This is a genomic window from Zoogloea sp. LCSB751, assembly GCF_002028455.1.
Lineage (GTDB): Bacteria > Pseudomonadota > Gammaproteobacteria > Burkholderiales > Rhodocyclaceae > Zoogloea.
The window spans coordinates 271,719-293,702 of record NZ_MWUM01000001.1; the positions used below are offsets into that span (position 1 = coordinate 271,719).

Annotated in this window: 18 protein-coding genes; 9 read left to right on the forward strand and 9 right to left on the reverse strand. The window is 66.5% G+C overall.

The features are described from left to right. The gene (locus B4920_RS01310) at nucleotides 1-2,928 is read left to right on the forward strand and encodes an HD domain-containing phosphohydrolase (protein ID WP_079432792.1); all 2,928 of its coding nucleotides are present in this window, start codon (nucleotides 1-3) and stop codon (nucleotides 2,926-2,928) included. An 86-nt stretch (nucleotides 2,929-3,014) separates the two neighbouring features. Here B4920_RS01310 and B4920_RS01315 read toward each other — a convergent pair whose 3' ends face one another. From B4920_RS01315 to B4920_RS01340, 6 genes are all read right to left on the reverse strand, one after another. Further along, a complete protein-coding gene (locus B4920_RS01315) occupies nucleotides 3,015-4,112 on the reverse strand; it encodes an acyltransferase (protein WP_254050806.1) in 1,098 nt (365 codons plus the stop codon). A gap of 353 nt (nucleotides 4,113-4,465) precedes the next feature. Beyond that, nucleotides 4,466-5,032, reverse strand: a complete 567-nt coding sequence (locus tag B4920_RS01320) for a YceI family protein (protein ID WP_079432794.1) — start codon at nucleotides 5,030-5,032, stop codon at nucleotides 4,466-4,468. A 38-nt stretch (nucleotides 5,033-5,070) separates the two neighbouring features. Beyond that, a complete protein-coding gene (locus tag B4920_RS01325) occupies nucleotides 5,071-5,646 on the reverse strand; it encodes a YceI family protein (RefSeq protein WP_079432795.1) in 576 nt (191 codons plus the stop codon). A gap of 27 nt (nucleotides 5,647-5,673) precedes the next feature. Beyond that, complete coding sequence (locus tag B4920_RS01330; protein WP_079432796.1) at nucleotides 5,674-6,213, reverse strand: cytochrome b; 540 nt, start codon at nucleotides 6,211-6,213, stop codon at nucleotides 5,674-5,676. Continuing rightward, nucleotides 6,210-7,031: a class III extradiol ring-cleavage dioxygenase gene (locus B4920_RS01335; RefSeq protein ID WP_079432797.1), complete on the reverse strand. Its 822-nt coding sequence runs from the start codon at nucleotides 7,029-7,031 to the stop codon at nucleotides 6,210-6,212. Before B4920_RS01335 ends, B4920_RS01330 begins: the two co-directional genes overlap by 4 nt. Beyond that, the gene (locus B4920_RS01340; RefSeq protein ID WP_079432798.1) at nucleotides 7,028-7,909 is read right to left on the reverse strand and encodes an SDR family oxidoreductase; all 882 of its coding nucleotides are present in this window, start codon (nucleotides 7,907-7,909) and stop codon (nucleotides 7,028-7,030) included. Before B4920_RS01340 ends, B4920_RS01335 begins: the two co-directional genes overlap by 4 nt. A 106-nt stretch (nucleotides 7,910-8,015) precedes the next feature. Between B4920_RS01340 and B4920_RS01345 the strand changes: the two genes are divergently transcribed. The 8 genes from B4920_RS01345 (at nucleotide 8,016) to B4920_RS01380 (ending at nucleotide 18,778) form a co-directional block, all read left to right on the forward strand. Then, on the forward strand, nucleotides 8,016-8,924 hold the full coding sequence (locus tag B4920_RS01345) for a LysR family transcriptional regulator (RefSeq protein ID WP_079432799.1): 909 nt from the start codon (nucleotides 8,016-8,018) through the stop codon (nucleotides 8,922-8,924). Nucleotides 8,925-9,088: 164 nt separating this feature from the next. Continuing rightward, entirely contained in the window at nucleotides 9,089-11,719 is a 2,631-nt protein-coding gene (locus B4920_RS01350) for a hypothetical protein (protein ID WP_079432800.1), read from the forward strand. Nucleotides 11,720-11,732: 13 nt separating this feature from the next. After that, a complete protein-coding gene (locus B4920_RS01355) occupies nucleotides 11,733-12,614 on the forward strand; it encodes a hypothetical protein (protein WP_079432801.1) in 882 nt (293 codons plus the stop codon). Between the two features lie 24 nt (nucleotides 12,615-12,638). After that, nucleotides 12,639-14,711: a hypothetical protein gene (locus tag B4920_RS01360; RefSeq protein WP_079432802.1), complete on the forward strand. Its 2,073-nt coding sequence runs from the start codon at nucleotides 12,639-12,641 to the stop codon at nucleotides 14,709-14,711. A 17-nt stretch (nucleotides 14,712-14,728) separates the two neighbouring features. Continuing rightward, nucleotides 14,729-16,243, forward strand: a complete 1,515-nt coding sequence (locus B4920_RS01365; protein ID WP_079432803.1) for a cytochrome c — start codon at nucleotides 14,729-14,731, stop codon at nucleotides 16,241-16,243. A gap of 13 nt (nucleotides 16,244-16,256) precedes the next feature. Further along, nucleotides 16,257-17,741 carry a hypothetical protein gene (locus tag B4920_RS01370; RefSeq protein ID WP_079432804.1) on the forward strand — a complete coding sequence of 495 codons (1,485 nt, stop codon included), beginning with the start codon at nucleotides 16,257-16,259 and terminating at the stop codon, nucleotides 17,739-17,741. A 130-nt stretch (nucleotides 17,742-17,871) separates the two neighbouring features. Beyond that, nucleotides 17,872-18,375 (forward strand): thiol peroxidase, encoded by a 504-nt coding sequence (tpx, locus tag B4920_RS01375; RefSeq protein WP_079432805.1) that lies wholly within the window; start codon nucleotides 17,872-17,874, stop codon nucleotides 18,373-18,375. A gap of 22 nt (nucleotides 18,376-18,397) precedes the next feature. Further along, on the forward strand, nucleotides 18,398-18,778 hold the full coding sequence (locus B4920_RS01380; protein ID WP_079432806.1) for a group III truncated hemoglobin: 381 nt from the start codon (nucleotides 18,398-18,400) through the stop codon (nucleotides 18,776-18,778). A 9-nt stretch (nucleotides 18,779-18,787) separates the two neighbouring features. Here B4920_RS01380 and B4920_RS01385 read toward each other — a convergent pair whose 3' ends face one another. The 3 genes from B4920_RS01385 to rpoD form a co-directional block, all read right to left on the reverse strand. Continuing rightward, the gene (locus tag B4920_RS01385; protein WP_079432807.1) at nucleotides 18,788-19,132 is read right to left on the reverse strand and encodes a diacylglycerol kinase; all 345 of its coding nucleotides are present in this window, start codon (nucleotides 19,130-19,132) and stop codon (nucleotides 18,788-18,790) included. A 160-nt stretch (nucleotides 19,133-19,292) separates the two neighbouring features. Then, complete coding sequence (locus tag B4920_RS30725; protein WP_256376077.1) at nucleotides 19,293-19,421, reverse strand: hypothetical protein; 129 nt, start codon at nucleotides 19,419-19,421, stop codon at nucleotides 19,293-19,295. A 561-nt stretch (nucleotides 19,422-19,982) separates the two neighbouring features. Continuing rightward, the gene (gene rpoD, locus B4920_RS01390) at nucleotides 19,983-21,941 is read right to left on the reverse strand and encodes an RNA polymerase sigma factor RpoD (protein ID WP_079432808.1); all 1,959 of its coding nucleotides are present in this window, start codon (nucleotides 21,939-21,941) and stop codon (nucleotides 19,983-19,985) included. Nucleotides 21,942-21,984 lie beyond the last annotated feature (43 nt).

Consider the following 21,984-nt stretch of genomic DNA (forward strand, 5'->3'; position numbering starts at 1 on the left):
ATGGCCGCCGAAACCCCATCCAGCAGGTCGGCGCACCATTTCCGCTGGCCGCTGCACATCCATATTTCGACGTTGTTCTTCGTACTGGTGCTGCTCGCCGGCGGCAGCATCGCCTGGCTGTCCTACACGCGCAGCGCGGACATGCTGGAGCGGGCGGCCGGCGACCTGATGGGGCGTATCTCGCGTCAGACGGTGGTCGACACCGAGAGCCTGTTGCAGCCGGTCAATGCCAGCCTGCGCCTGCTGGCGCTGCAGCCGCTGGTGCGGGCCGGCACGCTGGCCGAGCGGCGCGAAAGCCTGGCTGTCCTGCGCGAGGCGCTGCTGGCGACGCCGGCGGTGAGTTCCTTCTACGTGGGCTACGCCACCGGCGACTTCTTCTTGCTGATGCGCTTCACCAGCGACGAGGATCGGCGCCTGCTCGGCGCACCACCGCGGGCCGCCTACGTGATCCAGAGCATCGCCGGCCAGGACGGGGGCTTCATCTTCCTTGACGACGAACTGGCCGAGCTGAAGCTGCGGGAGCGCCCTGACTACCCGAGCAGCTACGATCCGCGCCGGCGTGGCTGGTACTCGCAGGCCATGGGCAGTCGCGACTCGGTGCTGACTGCGCCCTATCTGTTTGCGGCGACGGGCAAGCTCGGTGTGACCCTGGCCCGGCGTGCCGAGTCGGGCCGCGCAGTGGTGGGGGCCGACATCCGCCTGTCCACCCTCGATGACAGCCTGCGCCGCCAGCGCATCACGCCGGGTTCGCACCTGGTGCTGTTCGACGAGGACAGGCGGGTGGTCGCCTATTCAGAGCCCGGCTGGCAACCTCGCGCCGTTGGCGGTTCGGTCGAGCGACCATTGTTGGCTGCCCTGGACGGTGGTGGCCTGGCCGGGCTGGTTGGGCAGATGCCAGCCCTTGAGCATTCCGGCGACCTGCCGTTGACGGCCTTTAAATCGGGTGGGCGTAGCTGGCACGGTGCGGTGGCACGTCTGTCCCTGCAGGGTGGTCGTCCGGTGTTTCTCGGCGTGGCGATTCCCGACGAGGAACTGCTCACCGAGGCGCGGGCAATCCGCGACAGTTCCATCGCCGCGACCTTGCTGGTGGTGCTGCTGGCGCTACCGCTGACCTACTGGGCGGCCCGTCTCGTGGCACGGCCGATCCGCGAATTGGCGGCGGAAACGGCGGCAATCCGCCGCTTCGACTTTGCCGGAGCGGTGAAGACCCGCTCCGTGGTGCGCGAGGTGGACGAGCTGGCGGCAGACTTGGGGGCGATGAAAGGGGCCATCCGGCGCTTCCTCGATATTGCGTCGCTGATCGCCGAGGAGTCGGATTTCGATCGCCTGTTGCCGCGCCTGGTGGACGAAACGCTGGCGGTGGTCGGTGCGCGGGCCGGGGTGCTCTACCTGGCGAGGGACGGTGACGGCGGTGACGGGCTGGATGCGGTGGCCTTGCGCGGCGCTGACGGCAACAGTCTGCCGATGCCTGTGGCTCCGTCGGGCGAGGCGATGGCCGGGTTGGTGCCGGCGGGGGTGCGTTCCGCCGTCGGTGAGCTGCGCTCGGGGCACGGCACCGGGCGCAGCTGCACCGGTTTGTGCGAGGCCATCGGCGAGAGCTCGCTGGCCTATCTGGCGGTGCCACTCCTCGACCGCAAGCAGCAGCGCCTGGGCTTGCTGGTGCTGTGGTTCGCGCGGGCGCCGGACGCCGACCTGGTGCATTTCGTCGAGGCGCTGTCCGGTTCGGCGGCGGTGTCTGTCGAGACGCGTGGCCTGATCCACGCCCAGAAGCAGATGTTCGAGTCCTTCGTCCGGCTGCTGGCGGGCGCCATCGACGCCAAGAGCCCCTATACCGGCGGCCATTGCGCGCGGGTGCCGGAGCTGTCGAAGATGCTGGCGCGTGCCGCCTGCGCGGCGACCGACGGCCCGTATCGCGACTTCTGCCTCAGCGACGAGGAGTGGGAGGCGGTGCACATCGCGGCGTGGCTGCACGACTGCGGCAAGGTCACCACGCCGGAATATGTGGTAGACAAGGCCACCAAGCTGGAGACGATCTACGACCGCATTCATGAGGTGAGGATGCGCTTCGAGGTGCTCAAGCGCGACGCGGAGGTGGCTTGCTGGCGGGCCATCGCCGACGGGGCGGATGCCGTCGAGGCCCGGGCCCGGCTGGCCGGGGAGTGGGCGCAACTCGACGAGGAGTTCGCCTTCGTGGCGTCGTGCAATCAGGGCGGCGAGACGATGGCGCCGGAGCGCGTCGAGCGCTTGCGCCAGATCGCCGGGCGGACCTGGCTGCGCACCCTCGACGACCGGCTCGGCGTCTCGGAGGACGAGCGCCGCCGCAAGCCAGTCATTCCTTTGCCGGTGCAGGAGGCGCTGCTGGCCGACAAGCCCGAGCACCGCATCGAGCGCCGGCCGGAGGAGCGCATTGCGGCGGACAACCCGTGGGGCTTCCGCATGGCGGTGCCGGAATTGCTCTATAACCGTGGTGAGCTGGCCAACCTGTCGGTGGCCCGTGGCACCCTCACCGACGAGGACCGTTACAAGATCAACGAGCACATCGTGCAGACCATCCGGATGCTCGCCGCGCTACCCTTCCCGCGCCATCTGAAGACGGTGCCGGAATTTGCCGGCGGGCACCACGAGAAGATGGACGGCAGCGGCTATCCGCGCGGCCTGCAGCGGGACGAGATGAGCCCGGTGGCGCGGATGATCGCGATCGCCGACATCTTCGAGGCGCTGACCGCCGTGGACCGGCCCTACAAGCGCGGCAAGCGCCTGTCGGAGGCGATGGCGATCATGGCGCGCATGCGCGATGCGGCGCACATCGACGCGGAGCTGTTCGCGCTGTTCGTGCAGTCGGGGGTGTATCGGGATTACGCGCTGCGCTTCATGCAGCCGGAGTGCATCGACGAGGTCGACGAGCGAGCATTGCTCGCGCAGGGGTGAGGCGGCGGGGGAACTGCGGGGAAGGGACGGAAGACGTACCCGGCGGCGGATCGCGCCGCCGGGCGGAGGCATGCAAGGGACGAGGATCAGCTCGTCAGGTTGGCGGCCGCCAGGGCGGTCAGCCAGCCGCCGGCCACCACGCCGGCCGGAAACAGCAGGCGCATGCGGGTCGGGAAGGGATAGCTCTCGACCCAGCGATAGAACACCGACCCGCCGGCAATGCTGACAGCCACTGCGAGGAGCAGGCCAGCCGCGTTGATGACCGGGTTGGTCGGGAAGAAATAGGTGATGGCGGCATTGACCAGCAGGCACAGCGGAAAATGCACCAGGAACACCGAGTAGGAAATCCGGCTCAGGCGGGCCAGTGGGGCCGGTAGCGGCATGCTGTGCAGGATGCCGGTCCATCGGGCCAGACCGAGGAAGACCGCGACGGTGCCGGCGATGGCAATGCGGCCGCGGAAGTCCACGCTCAGCGCGGCGATGGCCAGCAGCGCCAGCAGGGCCAGCCAGCGGCCTGCACGTGCACGGCTGGAGGCCCACCAGGCCATGATGCCGAGGCCGAAAGAGCCGAAGAAGTAGAACGCGCTTTCGTCCCACCAGGCATCCCGGTTGAAGTAGAACAGGGATGCGATGGTCATGCCTGTGATCAGCAGCGGCGCCGCGGCGCGCAGCGCCGGATGGCGGTCGCCGAGATGGCTCGGCAACCATAGCAGCAGCACCGCCAGCGCGAAGAGCTGGAAGTCGATGGCCACGTACCACACGCCGGCCGACAGGGCTTCCTGGTCGAGCAGGTCATGCAGCAGCAGCACGTGGGCGAGCAGGCGGGGCAGGTCGGGGACCGACGAGATCGAGTGGTGATCCATCACCAGGCCGGCCAGCGCCGAACAGCCGATGGCGATCAGCAGTGCGGCGGAGTAGGGCACCACCAGGCGGGTGTAGCGCTGCAGCAGGGCATACAGCGGAGCGATCGGTGTCGGCAGTCCGGCGGGGGCGAACTTGGACGCGAACAGGAAACCCGAGACGACGAGGAAGATCTGTACCGCCATGCGGGCATAGACATCCAGCCCCTCGATGAGGGTCGGCATCAGGGGTTTGGCCGCATCGGCCATCGGTCCGTAAAAGGCCAGGTGATGCAGCACGATCGACACACAGGCGATAGCCTTGAGGGCGTCTATCGCCGGCATTCTTGAAGCTTCACTGCGCATGGGTTCGCGTGTCCTCCGGAAGGCAGGAATCGATGCTCAACATGCGGACACGAGCGGGCGCGGCGGCCTGCTCAGGCGGACAGGATCTGCGGGAATAAAGGGTGGCCGACACGCTCAGGGCAGGGTGTGCCCGATGCTCGGCGAAGATGGGACAGAAACAGATCAATCCGGAAAGTCGCTGCCTCAAGGGCAACGCTGCTCGGCGTGTTGAACGCTAAGCCGTAATTATACGGACCGTACGGCGGGGTGTGGTCAGAATTCGCCCAAAATGGGCACATCCCGAAAGATGCCCCCATCGATCCAGCGGGAGGCGCAGGCGCGCCTCGGCAGGCTTACGGCTTGTAGGCCTCGACGGCGATGGTCAGCTTGACCTCGTCACCGACGTAGGGGGCGTACTTGCCGGCGTTGAACTCGGTGCGCTTGATGGTCGCCGTGGCGTTGGCGCCACAGGCCGGCTTCTTCAGCATCGGGTGTTCCATACAGTGGAAGGAGGTGACGGTCAGGGTCACCGGCTTGGTGATGCCCTTGATGGTCAGGTTGCCTTCGATGGTGGCCGGCTTGTCACCGTCGAAGTTCACCTTGGTGGACTTGTAGGTGATGGTCGGGTACTTGGCGGTGTCGAAGAAGTCTTCGCCCTGGATGTGCTGGTTGAACAGCGGGTAGCCGGTGTTCACCGAGGTGGTGTCGATGGTCACGTCCACCGAGCCGGTCTTGGCGGCCTTGTCCAGGGTGATGGTGCCGGTGGTCTTGTCAAAGCGCGACAGCTGGGTGGAGTAGCCGAAGTGGCTGTACTCGAAGCGCGGGAAGGTGTGGGTGCCTTCGATGGTGTAGGTCTCCGGCGCGGCGAAGGCGGCGGACGACAGGGCGGTGGCGATGGCCAGGGTGACGAGTTTCTTCATGCTGATCTCCGTTTTACGTTGGGGTTTGGGGTTGGGGCTTACTTCTTGGCCGCGGCTGCGGGGGCGGCCACGACGTGGAACTTGATCTCGATTTCGTTGGCGACGGCGCTGACGTCAGACCACGGGCCTTCGCCGATGTTGAAATCCATGCGCTTGAGCACGAAGCCGCCGTCGAAGACGCCGTTGGCGCCGTCCTGCTTGAAGGTGAAGGGGGCGGTGATGTCGCGGGTCTGACCCTTGATGGTCATTTTGCCGACGGCCTCGAAGCGGTTGCCGCCGAGGGCCTTGACGCCGGTGGACACGAACTTGGCGGTCGGGAAGGCCTTCACGTTGAACCACTGCTTGCCGACCACTTCGTCGTTGGCGTCCTTGGAGCCGGCGTCGATGCTGGCCAGGTCGATCTCAAGCACGGTGCTGGCAGCGGTCGGCTTGGCCGGGTCGAAGGCCAGCTGGGCGGTGAACTTCTTGAAGCTGCCGGGCACCGGCACGCCCATCTGCTTGGATGTGAAGGCGAGGCTGCTCCTGGCGGCGTCCACTTGCTTGAACTCCACGGCGTGGGCGGCGCCGGCCAGCAGCAGGGCGGCGGCCGGCAGGGCGATGTGACGGATCTTCATGGGGTCTCTCCTTGTCTTGGGGGCGGCTTACTTGCCGAAGGGCAGCATGCGACGCAGCGTGCTGTCCTTGTCGATGACGTGGTGCTTGAGGGCGCCGGCCAGGTGCAGGCCGACCAGGGAAATCAGCGACCAGCTGAGGACTTCGTGCATCTCCTCGAGCAGCTCACCGAGTTCCTTGTCCTTGCCGATCAGGTCGGGGATCGGCAGCACGCCGAAGTACACCACCTGGAAGCCCTTGGCCGAGCTCATCAGCCAGCCGGACAGTGGTACCAGGAACATCAGCAGGTACAGCAGGTGATGGGTGCCCTCGGCGATCTTGTGCTGCCAGGCCGGCATCGGCAGCGGCGCCGGCGGACGGTGGGTGAGGCGCCACAGGATGCGCGGCACGAACAGCAGCAGCACCGTCATGCCGATCCACTTGTGATACGAGTACAGCTTGAGCTTGTTCGGCGACAGGGGCAGGCCGTGCATGTAGAGGCCGAGCGGGAAGGCCGCCAGGATCAGGATGGCGATCAGCCAGTGGGCCGCGATGGCGGGGCCGGTATAGCGTGCGGTAGGTTGATTCATTGTTGTTGCTCCGTGCGGAAAGGGGACACGCTGCCTGTTTGCCACAGGTAGGCGTCCATCGCCAGACCCCCGTAGGTGTATTCCGGTTCCATGCGCAGCGGGATCTCGTCCTTATCGGCAGCGCCGAGGGCGACGAACAACGGCAGCAGGTGCTCCTCGCTGGGGTGGGCATCGGCGCCGTGAGGGGCGACGCGGCGGTAGTCCAGCAGGGCCGGGCGGTCGTCGCGGGACAAGGCCTCGCCGAGCCAGTCGGCGAAGGCCTGGGCCTGCGGCACGACGGCGCTGTTGGTGCCCCAGGTGAGCCAGCCGAAATTGTGGGTCACTGCGCCGGAGGCGAGGATCAGCACGCCCTCGTCACGCAAGGGGCGCAGCGCGACGCCGAGGCGGCGGTGCCAGTCGGTGCCGGCATAGGGTTGCAGCGCCAGTTGGACGACAGGGATGTCGGCTTGTGGGTACATGGCCTTCAGCGGAATCCACGCGCCGTGGTCGAGGCCGCGGTCGGGCACTTCTTCGATCGGCAGGCCGGCGCCGGCGAGGAGTTCGCGAACCCGCGCGGCCACGTCCGGCGCGCCGGGGGCCGGGTATTCCATCGCGTACAGGGCCGGCGGGAAGCCGCCGAAGTCGTGGATGGTCTCCGGCGTCGCGGCGGTGCTGACGGTCGGCTGGCGGGCCGCCCAGTGGGCGGAGATCACCAGTACGGCGCGGGGGTGCGGCAGGTCGGCGCCGAGGCGTTCCCACAGGTGGACCGTGGCGCCCGGGTTAAGCAGCACGTCGGGCGCGCCGTGGGACACGAAGAGGACGGGTTGGCGGGCGGTCATGAGGTGCTCCTCGGGGTGAAGTATTCGTGGATCATGCAGTCGAGGGACTTGGGCGGGTGGCCGACCAAGGCCGCGAAATCGTTACCGGTGCGTGCGAAGCGCCCTTCGGCGACAGCGCGGAACAGGTTGCCCAAGGCGTTGGCCTGCCACGCGGGCAGGCCGGCCTGTTGCTGGGCCGCCACGTATTCGGCTTCGCTGATTGCCGAGTAACGCAGCGCTTGGCCGCTGACCCGGGCGATCTTGTCGGCGATCGTCGCGAAGCCGCTGGCGACCTGGCCGGTGAGTTCATAGACACGCTTTTCCAGACGCGGGGCGAGGGCGGCGGCGGCCATGGCCTGGGCCAGCTCGTCGCGGGACACCAGGCTGACGGCGCCTTCGCCGGCCGGTAGCGCCAGGATGCCGTCGTTATGCGCCGGCCCGGCCAGCTGGGGCAGGTCGTCGGCGTACAGCGTGTTGCGCAGCACCGTGTGGACGAGGCCGCTGTCGGCCAGCGCGTTTTCGGCTTCCCGGTGCACCGCGGCGTATTCGGCCGGCGAGTCGGCGGCTACGTCCAGCAGGCTGACGTAGAAGACGTGCAGCACGCCGGCCCCGCGGGCGGCGGCGATGGCCTGGCGGTGGCGGGCGATGCGCTGCGTCCGCGGGCCGTAGGTGGACGTCAGGATCAGCCGTTCGACGCCGGCGAAGGCGCTGGCCAGTGTGGCCGGCTGGTCGAAGTCGCCGTGGCGGATCTCCACGCCGCGGCTCGCCAGGTCGGCGGCCCGGCCGGGCTCGCGGACGCTCACTGCCAGCCGGCCGGCCACGGGGGCCGGGGAGCGGGCGATGAGGTGCTGGACGATGCGCCGGCCGAGTCGACCATTGGCGCCGCTGACGAGGATCACGGCAGTTCTCTCTTGTTGGGTGTTGGTGTGTGGAGCGAACTTTATGCTTTCGATTGGAGCGGAAATAGCCTTTAATGGGGAAATGTTTGTTGCCTGATTTGAAACAATGGATCGTCTGCATGCGATGGAAGTGTTCGTCCGCGTCGCCGAGGCCGGCAGTTTCACCGCCGCCGCCGACCACCTGGGGCTGGCTCGTTCGGCAGTGACCCGCCAGATCGCCGCGCTGGAGGCCCATCTGGGCGTCAAGCTGATCGCCCGCAGCACGCGCAGTCTCAAGCTCACGTCGGCGGGGCTGGCCTACCTGGAACGTAGCCGCGAGATCCTCGACCTGGTCGGTGTCGCCGAAAGTGATCTGGCCGGCGGCGACCGCCGCCCGCGCGGGCCGATCCGCGTCAGCGTGCCGATGAGCTTCGGCGTGCGCCACCTGGTGCCGCTGGTCGCCGATTTCGTCACCACCTATCCGGAAGTCAGCCTGGACATGGATTTCGACGACCGCCAGGTGAATCTCATCGAGAGCGGCCTCGACCTGGCCATCCGCATCACCACGCAGCTCGACCCGACCCAGGTGGCCCGCCGCCTGTCGGTGGCGCGGATGGTCACGCTGGCTTCGCCAGCCTATCTGGAGCGGCACGGCTGCCCGCAGAAGCCGGAGGACCTGCTGGCCCACCAGTGCCTCGGTTACACCGGTACCGCCAAGGTCAGCTGGCCTTATCTGGTGGACGAGGAATTGATCTGGGTGCCAGTGCGCTGCCGCCTGCAGGCCAACAGCGGCGATGCACTGGTGGACATGGCCCAGCGTGGCCTGGGCATCTGCCGTCAACCGAGCTTCATCGCCGCGCCGGCGATCCAGGCGGGTTTGCTGACGCGCATCCTGGTGGATTTTCCGGGGCCAGAGCTGGGTATCTACGCGGTCTTCCCCAGCAACCGCTACGTGCCGAGTCGCGTGCGTGCGCTGGCCGACTACCTGGCCGAGCGCATCGGGCCCGTGCCGTACTGGGACCAGAGCCTGCCGTAAGCGTCAAGCGCGCGTGGATTGCCGCTCCCGGGAACTCTGCTATAACACCATCATGACCGGCCCCGACAGAGAGATGTCACCCTAAAGCCCCGTGGCATCAGACCGCCGGGGCAGCAAGCCAGATGGGCGCCGGACTCGCTCCCTTCCCGGAAGGAGACGCATCCATGAAGCGCGCATATGTGGCCGCCGTTGCGGCCGTCGTGGTTGTTCTGGGTTCTTATCTGGCACTCCGCCTTCCGGTTCTCGAGACCGGCTGGCAGCAGGCCCATGCCGACAATCCAGCCCCGGCGGCGGCTCCGCTTGCGGCCGCTGCAGCCCCGCAGTCCGAGGCGGCCAGCGTGGACCAGGATGCGCCGTACCGGGAGTCCTGCGCCCGCGAGGGGCTCAGTGAATCCGAGTGCGTCGGCCGCCTGATCTGGTTCAAGGCGACTGCCGGCAACGACCGTTTCCACACCTACACCTTCCAGCAGCGCATCGGCGTGCTGGTGGACTGGTTCCGGGTGCTGCGCACCGACCAGCGGGATGACCGGTTCTGGGCCTGGGGCATCATCAACGACCCGGCCTGCTGCAAGCCCGGCGACGCCAACTGTCCGGCCAAGTCCCTGGACGAGACCTACGGCTTCGACTGGTGCCCGGGCGACGACGTGCTGCTCAAGTACGTCGGCAAGGCGGGCTATGTGGATCCGGCCTGCGGCCTGAAGGACGCCGCCCTCGACCCCGACGATCCGCACACCCAGGGTGGCAAGCTCGACCAGCGTCACAGCGCCTGCGATCTCAAGTTCGGCACCTCGACCGGTGCGCTGGGCATCCGCAAATTTCCGAACCCGCGCTTCGACGCCGCCAAGTGGAAGGCCCTCAACGGCGGAGTCGGTAGCTGGGCCGGTTTCGACCGCAAGATGGATGCGATCACCGGCATCGAGTCCGACAGCCGGGTCAGCAAGCTGGCCGATGCGTCCGTCGAGCCGCCTTTCCTGATCGGCACCTCCTGCGGCTCCTGCCATATCGCCTTCGATCCGCTCAATCCGCCGGCCGACCCGGCCCATCCGAAGTGGGAGAACATCAAGGGGCTGATCGGCAACCAGTACACCCGCATGTCCGAATTGCTCGGCTCGGGCATGCCCAAGTCGGCGCTCGAATACCAGATGTTCGCCCACGCCCGGCCGGGGGTGACGGACACCTCGGCGATCTCCCACGATCAGGTTAACAACCCCGGCACCATCAACGCGCTGATCAACGTGGCCCAGCGCCCGGTGTTCAAGGGCGAATCCATCACCAAGTGGCGCAAGGTGGCCGACTGCGGGGTGGAGAAGGACGAGTCCAAGTGCTGGTGCGAACCCGGCCGGCAAGGCAAGTGCTGGCAGTTCTCGACCCGCAAGGACGACACGACCACCGTGCACCTGGGTGGGCAGAAGGTCGTGCTGCCCGGCGTGCATCACATCCTCAAGGGTGGGGAGGATTCAATCGGTGCGCTGGAGGCGATCCAGCGGGTGTACTTCAATATCGGCTCCTGCTCGGAGCAGTGCTGGGTCAATCACTTCAGCGACATGCGCCAGGTGGACCCGGAGCAGCGCGGCTTCGGCCAGACGCCTTTTAACATCGGCCAGTGCCGGCGCGATTGCCCCAATTTCCGGGCGGTGGAAGACCGGCTGCAGAACGTGCTGGATTTCTTCACGTCGGGCGAGTCGGATGAAACCGATCTCTTTGCCGCGCGAGCCAACGCCCGCAAGCTGAAGAGCCCGACGGCCGCCTACACCCGCGCCGACCTGGCGGCCGACCTGGAGAAAGAGTTCGGCAAGGGCGCCGTGGCCCGTGGCCAGACGGTGTTCGCGGAGAACTGCGCACGCTGCCATTCCAGCATTCTCGAGGCCGACGGCGGGCCGTTCAAGAGCCGGGATTTCGCGGCCACCAACGATGCGCATCCGCGCAAGGTACGCGCCGATTTCCTCGGTAACGACCAGGCCACGCCGGTGACCGAGGTTGGTACCTTCCCGTGCCGCGCGCTGCATTCCAACCACATGGCCGGCCATCTCTACCAGGAATACGGTTCCGAGGATCTGCGTGCCCGCCCGCCGGTGGCCGACCTGCCCGAGCGGGAAGACCTGAAGAACGGCGGGCGCGGCTACATGCGCAACATCTCGCTGGTGAATGTGTGGGCCACCGCGCCCTTCATGCACAACAACGCCATCGGGCCCGAGGTGTGCGGCAATCCGGCCAACAAGGACAACGATTTCCACCGCGCCCGCTACGCCGGGCCAGACAACAAGCTGCTGGCCGGGCAGCCCGCCTGCGTGCGCTACGACCCGAGCGTGGAGGGGCGCTTCGATCTCTACAAGCGCTCCATGTTCGAGCTGCTGCACCCGAAAGAGCGGGGCCGCAAGGTGACGTTGACCAACGCCGACCTGATCGTCGATGTGGGCATTCGGCCGCTGGAGGGCAAGCTTGAAAAGCCGCTCGGCGGCTTCGGCCAGGCGCGCATTCCGATGGGGGCGAGCGCCGGCTTCCTCAACGGCCTGATGCACAAGCAGCTGATCGGCGACCTCTTCCTCGCCAAGCGCGATCCGGCCCGGCTGGAGGCGGCCGGCAAGAAGGCGCTGGTCCCGACCCTGCAGGGGATTGCCGACGAGGTGCTGAAGAACCCGGCGCGCTTCGTCGAGATCCTGCGTGAGAAGCGGGACTTCCTCGCTGCCAACTACGTCAGCTGCGACCAGCTTGTCGAGAACGAGGGCCATCGTTTCGGCGAGGACCTGAGCGAGGCGGACAAGAAGGCCATCACCGCCTTCCTCGCCACCCTGTGAGAGGAGTGACGCCATGAAAACCGCTTCTGCCGTCGCCCTTCTGTCCATCGCCGCCGCGTTGGGGCTGAGTGCCTGCAGCCAGAAGGCGGAGGCGCCGAACATACCCTTCGCGCCCTACGACAAGAGCTATTCGTCCAAGCTGGACATGGCCCAGGTGGACTACCACTACCCGATCCCTACCGCCGAGCTGGCTAAGCTGACGCCGGACTACCTGGCCACGCTGGACCAGGAACAGCTCGACCAGATCTACGCCCGCCTGACCGCCGGGCCGATTCCCGACGGCGCCTTCGACGGCCGCATCCTGTTGCCCAAGGGCAGCAGCGGCAAGTTCCGCCTGTCGGAGATCGTCGGCGGCTTTGCCGGCACCGCGCTCAACCTGAAGGGGCTGGTGCTGGAGGACGTGGGCGAGGCCCTGTGGCGTGGCAAGGTCTTCTACCGCCAGGAGCGCGTGCTGCGCAATCGCATCGAGGACCTTGGCGTGCTGAAGAAGATCGGCCTGGTGCAGGGCGAGCCGAAGAAGATGGACTTCAACGGCAAGCAGACCTGGCTGCTGTTCCCCGCCAAGCTGTACTGCGGGCAGAGCCTGCTGGATGCACGGCGGGAGTCGATCATCATCGACTACTTCTTCACCGACGAGATCCCCGGCTATCAGGAGAACCCGGACTTCCTCGCCGGCCGGCGCGGGCTGCGGGTGCGCGACGAGATCCGCATGATCCGGCCGGGCTTCTACCTGGGGCGGGCCTACCTGGACAAGGGCTTCGCGCTCAACTTCACGCTCTACAACAAGGATATGGACGATAAGGGGCGGGAGGCGTTCGTGAAGGCCGGTACGGTGCAGGAGGATTGCTGGCCGGGCACCCAGCCGCGCAAGGTCCTCGCGTCGGCGGGGCGCTGAGGGGCAGCGACGTGGAGCGCCGCGATGAGCCCCGCCGTGTCCTGCTGCGCTCGACTGGCGGTTGTGCTGCTTGCCGCTTCGGCAAACATGGTTGCGGCGGGGCCGCGTGATGTCCCGCAGGCCGGCGGGGCGGCGGCCTGGGTCGTGAATCCAGCCGAGCCTGGTGCGCATCTGCCGCTGCTCGGCCAGTCCCTGTTCGACCGCCTGTTCACAGGGAAGGGCGGAGCGCACGATTTGCCATTCCCCTTCGAAAAATTGCTGGCGCGCATCGATCGCGAACTGGTCCGGGATCCGGCCAGTCCGTTGCCGCCGGTAAAGCGCGTGCTCATCCCGCTCGGGCGCTCATTGCAGCGCACAGCCGCGGCGCCGGATTACTTCGACTACCCGCGGGTGGTCGTCGGTGTGGACTCGCCACCGGCCGCAGGCTCGCCTTTCCTGCTGAAGGACCGCCTCTACATCGGCTACCAGGAGAAGTCGGCGGTGCTGGAGGTGATCAGCTACAACGAGGCTGCCGGCCGCTTCGAGTTCCAGCTGGTCAAGGACTATCGCCCCGGCGGGCGGCCGCAGGTTTTCTACGCCAACCGCAACATCTGCTTCGCCTGCCACCAGAACGGCGCGCCGATCTTCTCCCGCGCGCTGTGGGATGAGACCAATGCGAACCCGGCAATTGCTGCACTGTTGACGGCGAGCGGGCGCACCTTCTACGGCATTCCGCCGCAGCGCGGCGTGGACGTGCCCTACGCCATCGATAACGCGGTGCGACGGGCCAACCGCTTTGCGCTGGCCCAACGCCTGTGGCGTGAAGGCTGTGGCGACGGGCAAATAGGGCGGCGTTGCCGGGCCGGTCTTTTCGCGGCGGCGCTGCGCCTGCGTCTGGCGGACGGGCGCAGGGCGGTAGCAGACGCCGCTTTCGAAGAGTCGGTCGGGCGCCCGCTGCGGGCCACCACCGCACGCCGGTGGCCGGCCGGGCTGGCCCTTGGACGCCTGGATCTGCCCAATCGGAACCCCTTGCAAGGCATGACCGAATGGCCGTCGGCGGTGTCGGAGCGCGTCGCCTTTTCCCATGTGCCGGCGCGCTTCGAGCCGCTGCTGCCGCGGCCGGCGGAGGCCTGGTGGCGGGGCGATGCACCGGAAGCCGTCGCCGAGGCGGTGGCCGGCGTGGCGGAGTTCGTCGAGGACGGCGACTGGCCGCGGCTGCAGGCTGCACTGGCGCGGCGGGCCGCGCGTCTGCCACGTCGTGAGGTGACGCTGAGGTGTACCGCCGCGCCCGGTGGGTACGTGGCTGACTGCAAGGGTGAGGGCGGTGCATCTTTGCGACTCGATCGGCAGGCGGGCCGCATCGAGCGCCTCAGTCTGGCCGGCGAACCGCCGCTGCCGGGTTTCCCGTTGCGGGGGGCGCAGGGCATTCGCGTGGCTGGCGGCGATGTGCTCGACGGGGTGGATGTGAGTCGCCTGCGCGATGGCGCTGGTCCCTTGCGGCTGCACCTGCGCGGAGATGGACAGGTGGCCGGGGCGGCCGCACTGGCGCTGGCCGCGAGCCCGCAGGGGCAAAGCCTGCTGGATGCGCCGGCGATTGCCGGCCGTGGCTTGATCCAAGCCGTGCTTGCGCAACTGGGGGAAGCCGTCGCGGCGGCCCGGCTGCCGGTGCCGGCCGCGCCACGCCTGGAACGCCCGGCCAGTCCGCCAGGGGCTGCGATGGGCGGGCCGGTGCGTCCGGACCTCGCTGGCTTCTATGCCTGGTGTGCTGCGTGCCATTTGAGCGCCGAGTCGTTTCCGCCGAATTTCCTGCAGGGACCGGCGGCCGAGCTGGAGTCGCGCATCCGCCAGTGTGCGCCGCGGATCTATGTAAGGCTGGCGATGGCGCGCCGCGGGCCGTCCGAAAGAGCGAAGACGCCGATGCCCCCAGCGAGCATGTTGCCGGCCTTCCACAGCGATGCGGAGGCGTGGGAGAAGAGCGCCGACCGGGCCGCGCTGGAGGCGGTGGTGGCAGCCCAGTTGCGTAGCGAATCCGGGCGGGAACCGGATGTGGATAGCCTGTTGGCGGGGGGCTATGAAGCGTTGCGCCCCTGTCTGGCGCCGCTGGTCGGGGCGCGATAGACGACGAGGAGAAGAACATGACGAGCCCAGTCGCACCCGCCAGCCGTTGGCGCCAGCGCTTCATGATCCTGTTCGCCATCACGGTGTTGCTGCCGGCGACGGTGGGCCTGTGGCTGCTCGGCCGCTTCAGCGGCGATTCGCCGGTGGATTACGCCGATCCGGTCGAGCACTTCAAATACGGCTCCACCGGCGGCGAGCATGAGATGGGTTTTCCGTACTGGATCTGGCGCGCGCTGCCGCAGGTGTGCGGGCAATACCTGCCGGGCAAAGGTTATGAATCCCTCGGCATGATCTACGAGAAGGGGTCGGACGGGCACCTCCGCGATCTGCCGGTGGGCACGTCGAAGCGGCGCTACCAGGGCATCGACCGGGTCTTCGTGAATTGCGCGGTGTGCCACACCAGCACCGTGCGCAAGGCGCCGGATGCGCCAGCCCAGCTGGTGGTGGGCATGCCGGCGGCGCTGTTCGACATGCAGGCCTTCGAGACCTTCTTCTTCAAGTGCGCGGCGGACCCGAAGTTCTCCACGGAATATCTGGTTCCCGAGATCCAGCGCCTCGGCGCCGGGCTCGACCTGTTCGACCGGGAAGTGGTCTATCCGGTGGCCATCGCCATCATGCGTGACCGGGTGCTGGCGCTGAAGGGGCGCTTCGAATGGGTATTCGAGCAGCAGCCGTGGGGGCCGGGGCGGGTGGATACCTTCAATTCCGCCAAGGTGATCTTCAACTTCCCGATGCACCTGCTCGACCCGAAGGAGTTCGACGCGCCGGCAGACTTTCCGTCGATCTGGCTGCAGCGTCCGCGCCGGGAGCCGCGGGCCATGGAACTGCACTGGGATGGCAACAACACCGACATGACGGAGCGTAACAAGAGCGCCGCCTTCGGCACCGGCACGACGCCGCCGACCATCGACCTGCCGCGCATCAAGCGGGTGGAGGACTGGATTCTCGGCGCCGAACCGCCGGCCTTCGGCAAGCTGTTCCCCATCGACCAGGCCCTGGCGGCCCGTGGCGCGCCGATCTACAAGGAATACTGCGCCAGCTGCCATGGCGCAACTGGGCGGGATTTCAGCGGTGAGCGGGTGGGCTACGTGACGCCCATCGCGCAGATCGGTACCGACCGGCGACGGCTGGATTCCTACACCTACACGCTGGCGGTCAACCAGGCGACGCTTTACGCCGGTTACCCGTGGCGCTTCACCACCTTCCACAAGACCTACGGCTACGCCAACATGCCGCTGGACGGCATCTGGCTGCGCGCGCCCTACCTGCACAACGGCTCGGTGCCCAGCCTGTTCGACCTGCTGCAGCCGGCCTCGCGGCGGCCGGCGGTGTTCTACCGGGGCAACGACGTGTTCGATCCGCTGAAGGTGGGCTTCGTGTCCGACCAGCCGGAAATGGAGGGCCGCAAGTTCTTCCGCTACGACACCCGCCAGCCCGGCAACGGCAATGGCGGCCACGAGGGGCGGGCCTACGGCACCGAGTTGCCGGAGGCCGACAAGGCCGCGCTGGTGGAATTCCTCAAGACCTTCTGAACGGGAGCCTGCCATGCTTGCCGACCGTCGTGAAACCCGCCGCGCCTGGCTGCGCGCAGGCTTGACCGTGTTGCTGCTGCTGATCGTCGCCAGCGCCTACGTCGCCTGGGATCGGGGCTTCCGTGAGGAGCCACAGCCGGCCTGGGTCTTCGAGTCGCCGGAGATGCGCTTCAAGTACGGCTCCATCGGTGCCGAGCACGATGCGGGGATTCCGTACTGGATCTTTTACGTGCTGCCGCGGGTCTTCCCGGAGAAGTTCCGCCAGGACGGGCAGACCGTGCCGGGCGGTTACGCGGCCCTCGGCGTGTCGTGGGAGCAGGGCCAGGAACTGCCGGCCGGCTTCACCAAGAAAACCATCGGCTTTCCGCGAGTCGCCAACAACTGCGCCGCCTGCCACACCACCAGCTACAGGAAGAGCGCGGACTCCAATCCGGTGTTCGTCGTCGGTGGGCCGGGGCATACCCTCAACATCGAGAATTTCTTCCGCCTGCTGATCGACTGCGCCGCCGATCCGCGCTTCGAGGCGGACATCCTGATGGCGGAGATCAACCGGGTGACCAGGCTGGATCTGATCGACAAGCTGCTGTACCGCTTCCTGATCATCCCGATGACCAAGAAGCGCCTGCTGGAGCGGGAGGCGCAGTTCGCGTGGATCTACCGCACGGACTTTCCCGAGTGGGGGCGTGGGCGCGACGACAGCATGAACCTCACCAAGTACTTCATGATCCGTGCGCCGATGGATGACACTTTCGGCCCGGGTGACATCCCGGCGATCTGGAACCTGGGCAAGTACCACGCCGAGCGCGGCCAGCTGCCCAACTACGCGGGCGACAGCCACGACGTGCGCTCGGTGATCATCGACTCGGCCCTCGGCGTGCTGGGTGCTCCGCCTGCCGACAAGGCCGATTTCCTCAAACAGGTGCAGTGGTTGCAGGACTATCTGTCCAGCCTGCAGCCGCCGCGCTACCCCTTCCCGGTCGATGCCGGGCAGGCGGCCGCCGGCAAGGCGGTGTTCGACGCCCAGTGCGCCCGCTGCCACGCCAGCGAACGTACCGGCACGCGCATTCCGCTCGATGAGGTGGGCACCGACCGGGCCCGCCTGGATACCTGGAGCAAGGGCGCGGCGATCAAGGCCAACCAGGTCGTTACCGCGATGGGCATACCGCGCAAGGGACTGGTGGAGGAGGACCTCAACGGCTACAAGATTCCCTTCCTGGACGGCATCTGGCTGCGCGCGCCCTATCTGCACAACGGTTCCGTGCCGACCTTGCGGGATCTGCTGGAACCGGCGGCGGCCCGCCCGAAGATCTTCTGGAGCGGCTACGACGTGTATGACGCCCAGCGGGTCGGCTTCATCACCGACGGGGACGAGGCCCGGCGGGCCGGTACGCATTTCGACACCGCCGCGAAGGGTGGCGGCAACCAGGGCCACGAGTTCGGCAGCACGCTGCCGGCGGGCGACAAGGAGGTGCTGCTGGAGTACCTGAAGACCCTGTGATCTTTACTGACTGCGGGTACTGGCAGGAAAGTCTGCCAGCGCCTAAGATGGCGCGGCCCGGTGGCAGCACGAGCGCTAGCGGGCCGATCACAACAACATCAATTCATCTCACTACCCCAGGAGTGCCTCCATGTCTTCTACCGTTACCCTTGGCGGAAACCCCGTCCCCGTTGAAGGCGATCTGCCCCAGAAGGGCCAGGCCGCACCGGCTTTCACCCTCGTTGCCAAGGACCTGGCCGACACCCCGCTGGCCAGCTTCGCCGGCAAGCGCAAGGTGCTGAACATCTTCCCGAGCATCGACACGCCGACCTGCGCCACTTCCGTGCGCAAGTTCAACCAGTCCGCCAGCACGCTGCCCAATACCGTGGTGCTGTGCATTTCCGCCGACCTGCCGTTTGCCCAGTCCCGCTTCTGCGGCGCCGAAGGTCTGGAGAACGTGGTGACCCTGTCCACCCTGCGTGGCAACGAGTTCATCAAGAACTACGGCGTGGCCCTGGCCGCCGGTCCGCTGGCCGGCCTGACCGCCCGCGCGGTGGTGGTGCTCGACGAGAACGACAAGGTCCTGCACAGCGAGCTGGTGCCGGAGATCAAGAACGAGCCCAACTACGACGCTGCGCTGGCCGCGCTGGGCTGATAGATAGCAGGAAGCAGGAACGATGACGGGGACCGACGCTCAACTGACCGAGGAACACATCACCGCGCTGGTGTACGGCTTTTATGCCCGGGCGCGGGTCGATGCGCTGCTCGGCCCCGTCTTCGCCGCCGAGGTGGACGACTGGGATCACCACCACCTCGTGATCCGCGCGTTCTGGTCCCGCGTGCTGCTGGGCACCGACCGTTACGGCGGGTCGCCCTATCCGGTGCACGTGCGGCTGCCGGTCAAGCCGGAACACTTCGAGCGCTGGCTGGCGCTGTTCCGCGAGGCGGCGGTGGCGTTCCTGCCGCCGGAGGCCGCGCTAGTCGCTATCGGCAAGGCCGAGATGATGGCCGCGAGTTTCAAGGCCGGGCTGTTTACGCTGACCGACCGTGCCGATTGACGGCGTCGTTCAGCGCAGCAGATAGGCTGCGCCGGCGACTACCGCGACAATGGTGGCGATCAACACCGCGCCGGCCGCCATGTCCTTGGCCACGCCGATCTCCGGGTGCTGCCCGGGGTGGAGCAGGTCGGCCAGGGTTTCCAGCGCCGAGTTGGCCATTTCGGCGACCAGGACCAGCCCTACCGCCAGGGTGATAAGCACCCACCACAGCAGCGGTGCGCCGGTGATGGCGAGGAAGGCAAAGACGCCAAGCGTGGCAATGCCATGCACGCGCATGCTGCGTTCCCGGCGGAAGGCCGTGATGATGCCGTTCATGGCATAGCCGAAGCGGCGGAAGAAGGCTTGTCCTTTCATGGACTGAAATTTACGCCAAAGCCATGTCCTCTGGCACCGAAATACGTATCTGCATGGGCGTGCTATTGACGTTGTTCAGGACGCGCTGCCCCAATAAAAAGCCTGACCAAGGTCAGGCTGTTTGTATTTGCTGCAGAGGGCAGAAGCTGCTAACGCGAAGCTAGTGGGGAGGCAGGAAGGGAACCGTTTCAAGGGCATGCTTGCGGGCGTGCTTCGCAGCCTTCTTTTCCTTCGGGTTCAGTAGCGGTTTCTTCTTTGCTTCCTTGTTGCTCTGTCTGGCCTTGGTCATGATTGACTCCTGGTATGCGTCGGCGAACGCCAGCGCAAAATCAGTATAGGCCGATCGGGCACGGATAAAAGAAAAACCCCAGTCGTTTCCGACTGGGGTTGATCTGGTGGGCCCGCAGGGGCTCGAACCCTGGACCAAAGGATTCGTCACACTGCGACTTTCGTCGCTGATGCCCCTGCCGCAGGGAAGGAGCTTCGTGCGTGCGCTGGACTATCTCATCGCCTTCACGTCGGTAACTGCATTGACGTGTTCAGGCGTCGGGCGCTCGTGGCGGTCATTAAGGGAACTCGATCCCTCCGCTAGTCTCTGCACCTTCCGGAGCTGTAGCTCCGGCTTGGCTCAGGGTTGCCGTTCGCGTATTGCTACGCGGGCAGGGTTCCCTGAATTCACCCGATTTTTCAGTCGCCGTTTCCGGCGAAAGTCACCATTGATGAGTCCTCTGCTCTAACCGACTGAGCTACAGGCCCGAAACCGCGATTCTAGCAGCTACGCCCCGCTGAGGCGAGGCTGCTACCCGTCGTTCGGCATAAAGGCGCGAGCCGGACGGCGGGGTTTTCAGTATTACGCTTCGTTGTCGAGGAAGCTGCGCAGGCGCTCGGAACGGCTCGGGTGACGCAGCTTGCGCAGCGCCTTGGCTTCGATCTGGCGGATGCGCTCGCGGGTCACGTCGAACTGCTTGCCCACTTCTTCCAGCGTGTGGTCGGTGTTCATCTCGATACCGAAACGCATGCGAAGTACCTTGGCTTCCCTCGGGGTGAGGGAGTCCAGCACTTCCTTGGTGGCGTCGCGCAGGCTGGAGTACAGCGCTGCTTCGGCCGGGGCCAGGGTCGCGTTGTCCTCGATGAAGTCGCCCAGGTGGGAGTCGTCGTCGTCGCCGATCGGGGTCTCCATGGAGATGGGCTCCTTGGAGATCTTGAGGATCTTGCGGATCTTCTCCTCGGGCATTTCCATCTTCTCGGCCAGCGTCTGCGGATCGGGCTCGTTGCCGGTTTCCTGCAGGATCTGGCGGGAGATCCGGTTCATCTTGTTGATCGTCTCGATCATGTGCACCGGGATACGGATGGTGCGGGCCTGGTCGGCGATCGAACGGGTGATGGCCTGGCGGATCCACCACGTGGCGTAGGTGGAGAACTTGTAGCCGCGACGGTATTCGAACTTGTCCACGGCCTTCATCAGACCGATGTTGCCTTCCTGGATCAGGTCGAGGAACTGCAGGCCGCGGTTGGTGTACTTCTTGGCGATGGAGATCACCAGGCGCAGGTTGGCCTCGGTCATTTCGCGCTTGGCGCGGCGGGCCTTGGCTTCACCGGTGGACATCTGCTTGTTGATGTCCTTGAGCTCCCTCAGCGGGATGCCGATGCGTGCTTCCAGGTCGATCAGCTTCTGCTGCTCCTCGAGTACGGCGGGCTGCATGCGCATCAGAACCGGCGCATTCTTGGGGCCGCTGGCGATTTCCTTCTTTAGCCAGTCCAGATCGGTTTCGTTGCCCGGGAAGCTCTTGATGAAGTGAGGGCGCGGCATGCCGGCCTTGTCTACACAGAGGTGCAGGATCTTGCGTTCGTGGGCGCGGGCCTGGTCCACCATGTGGCGCACCGCGTCGCACAGCCTTTCGGTGGTGCGGGCGGTGAAGCGGATGTTCATCAGTTCATTGGAGACCTGTTCCTGATACTTCAGGTAGATCTTGTCCTGGAAACCCTTCTTCTGAAGGGTCGCGGACATCTTCTCGTAGAGGTCGCGCAGGGTCGCGAAGCGCTCCAGCGCTTCGGTCTTCAGCTTGATGAGGGAGGCCGATTGGGCGCCGCCGCCACCGCTTTCATCCTCGTCTTCCTCTTCGTCGGCATCGTCCACGTCCAGGTCTTCGCTGTCGGCGAGTTCCTCAATGTCCTCAACCGCATTGGGGTCGATCAGACCATCGATGAGTTCGTCGATGCGCATCTCGTCCTTGCTGATCTTGTCAGCGGCATCGAGGATGTCGGCGATCGTCGTTGGGCAGGCGGAGATGGCCTGAATCATGTGCTTGAGGCCTTCCTCGATGCGCTTGGCGATCTCGATTTCGCCTTCGCGGGTGAGGAGTTCCACGGTGCCCATTTCACGCATGTACATGCGGACCGGGTCGGTGGTGCGGCCGAATTCGGAATCGACTGCAGACAGGGTCTGCTCGGCTTCGGCTTCCGCCTGCTCGTCGTCCACCACCGTGGGCGCGACTTCGGACATCAGGAGATCTTCGGCGGCCGGGGCCACGTCGAAGACCTGGATGCCCATGTCGTTGAAGGTGGTGATGATCGATTCGATCTGTTCAGCGTCCACCAGGTCGTCGGGCAGGTGGTCGTTGATTTCGGCGTAGGTCAGGTAGCCCCGTTCCTTGCCGAGGGCGATCAGGCTTTTCAGCCGGGTACGACGAACCTCTGCCTCTTCCGCCGAGGGGGCCTCGGCGATCATCGGGGCGAGTTTGTCCTTGACCTTCGCTGCTCGCGGCTTGGCTGGTGCTTTGCGCGGTTGTTTGGCTTTGTCGGTGGTCATGGCAGTCCTCGATGTGTCGTCGATTGGCTCGCGGCGAATTTCG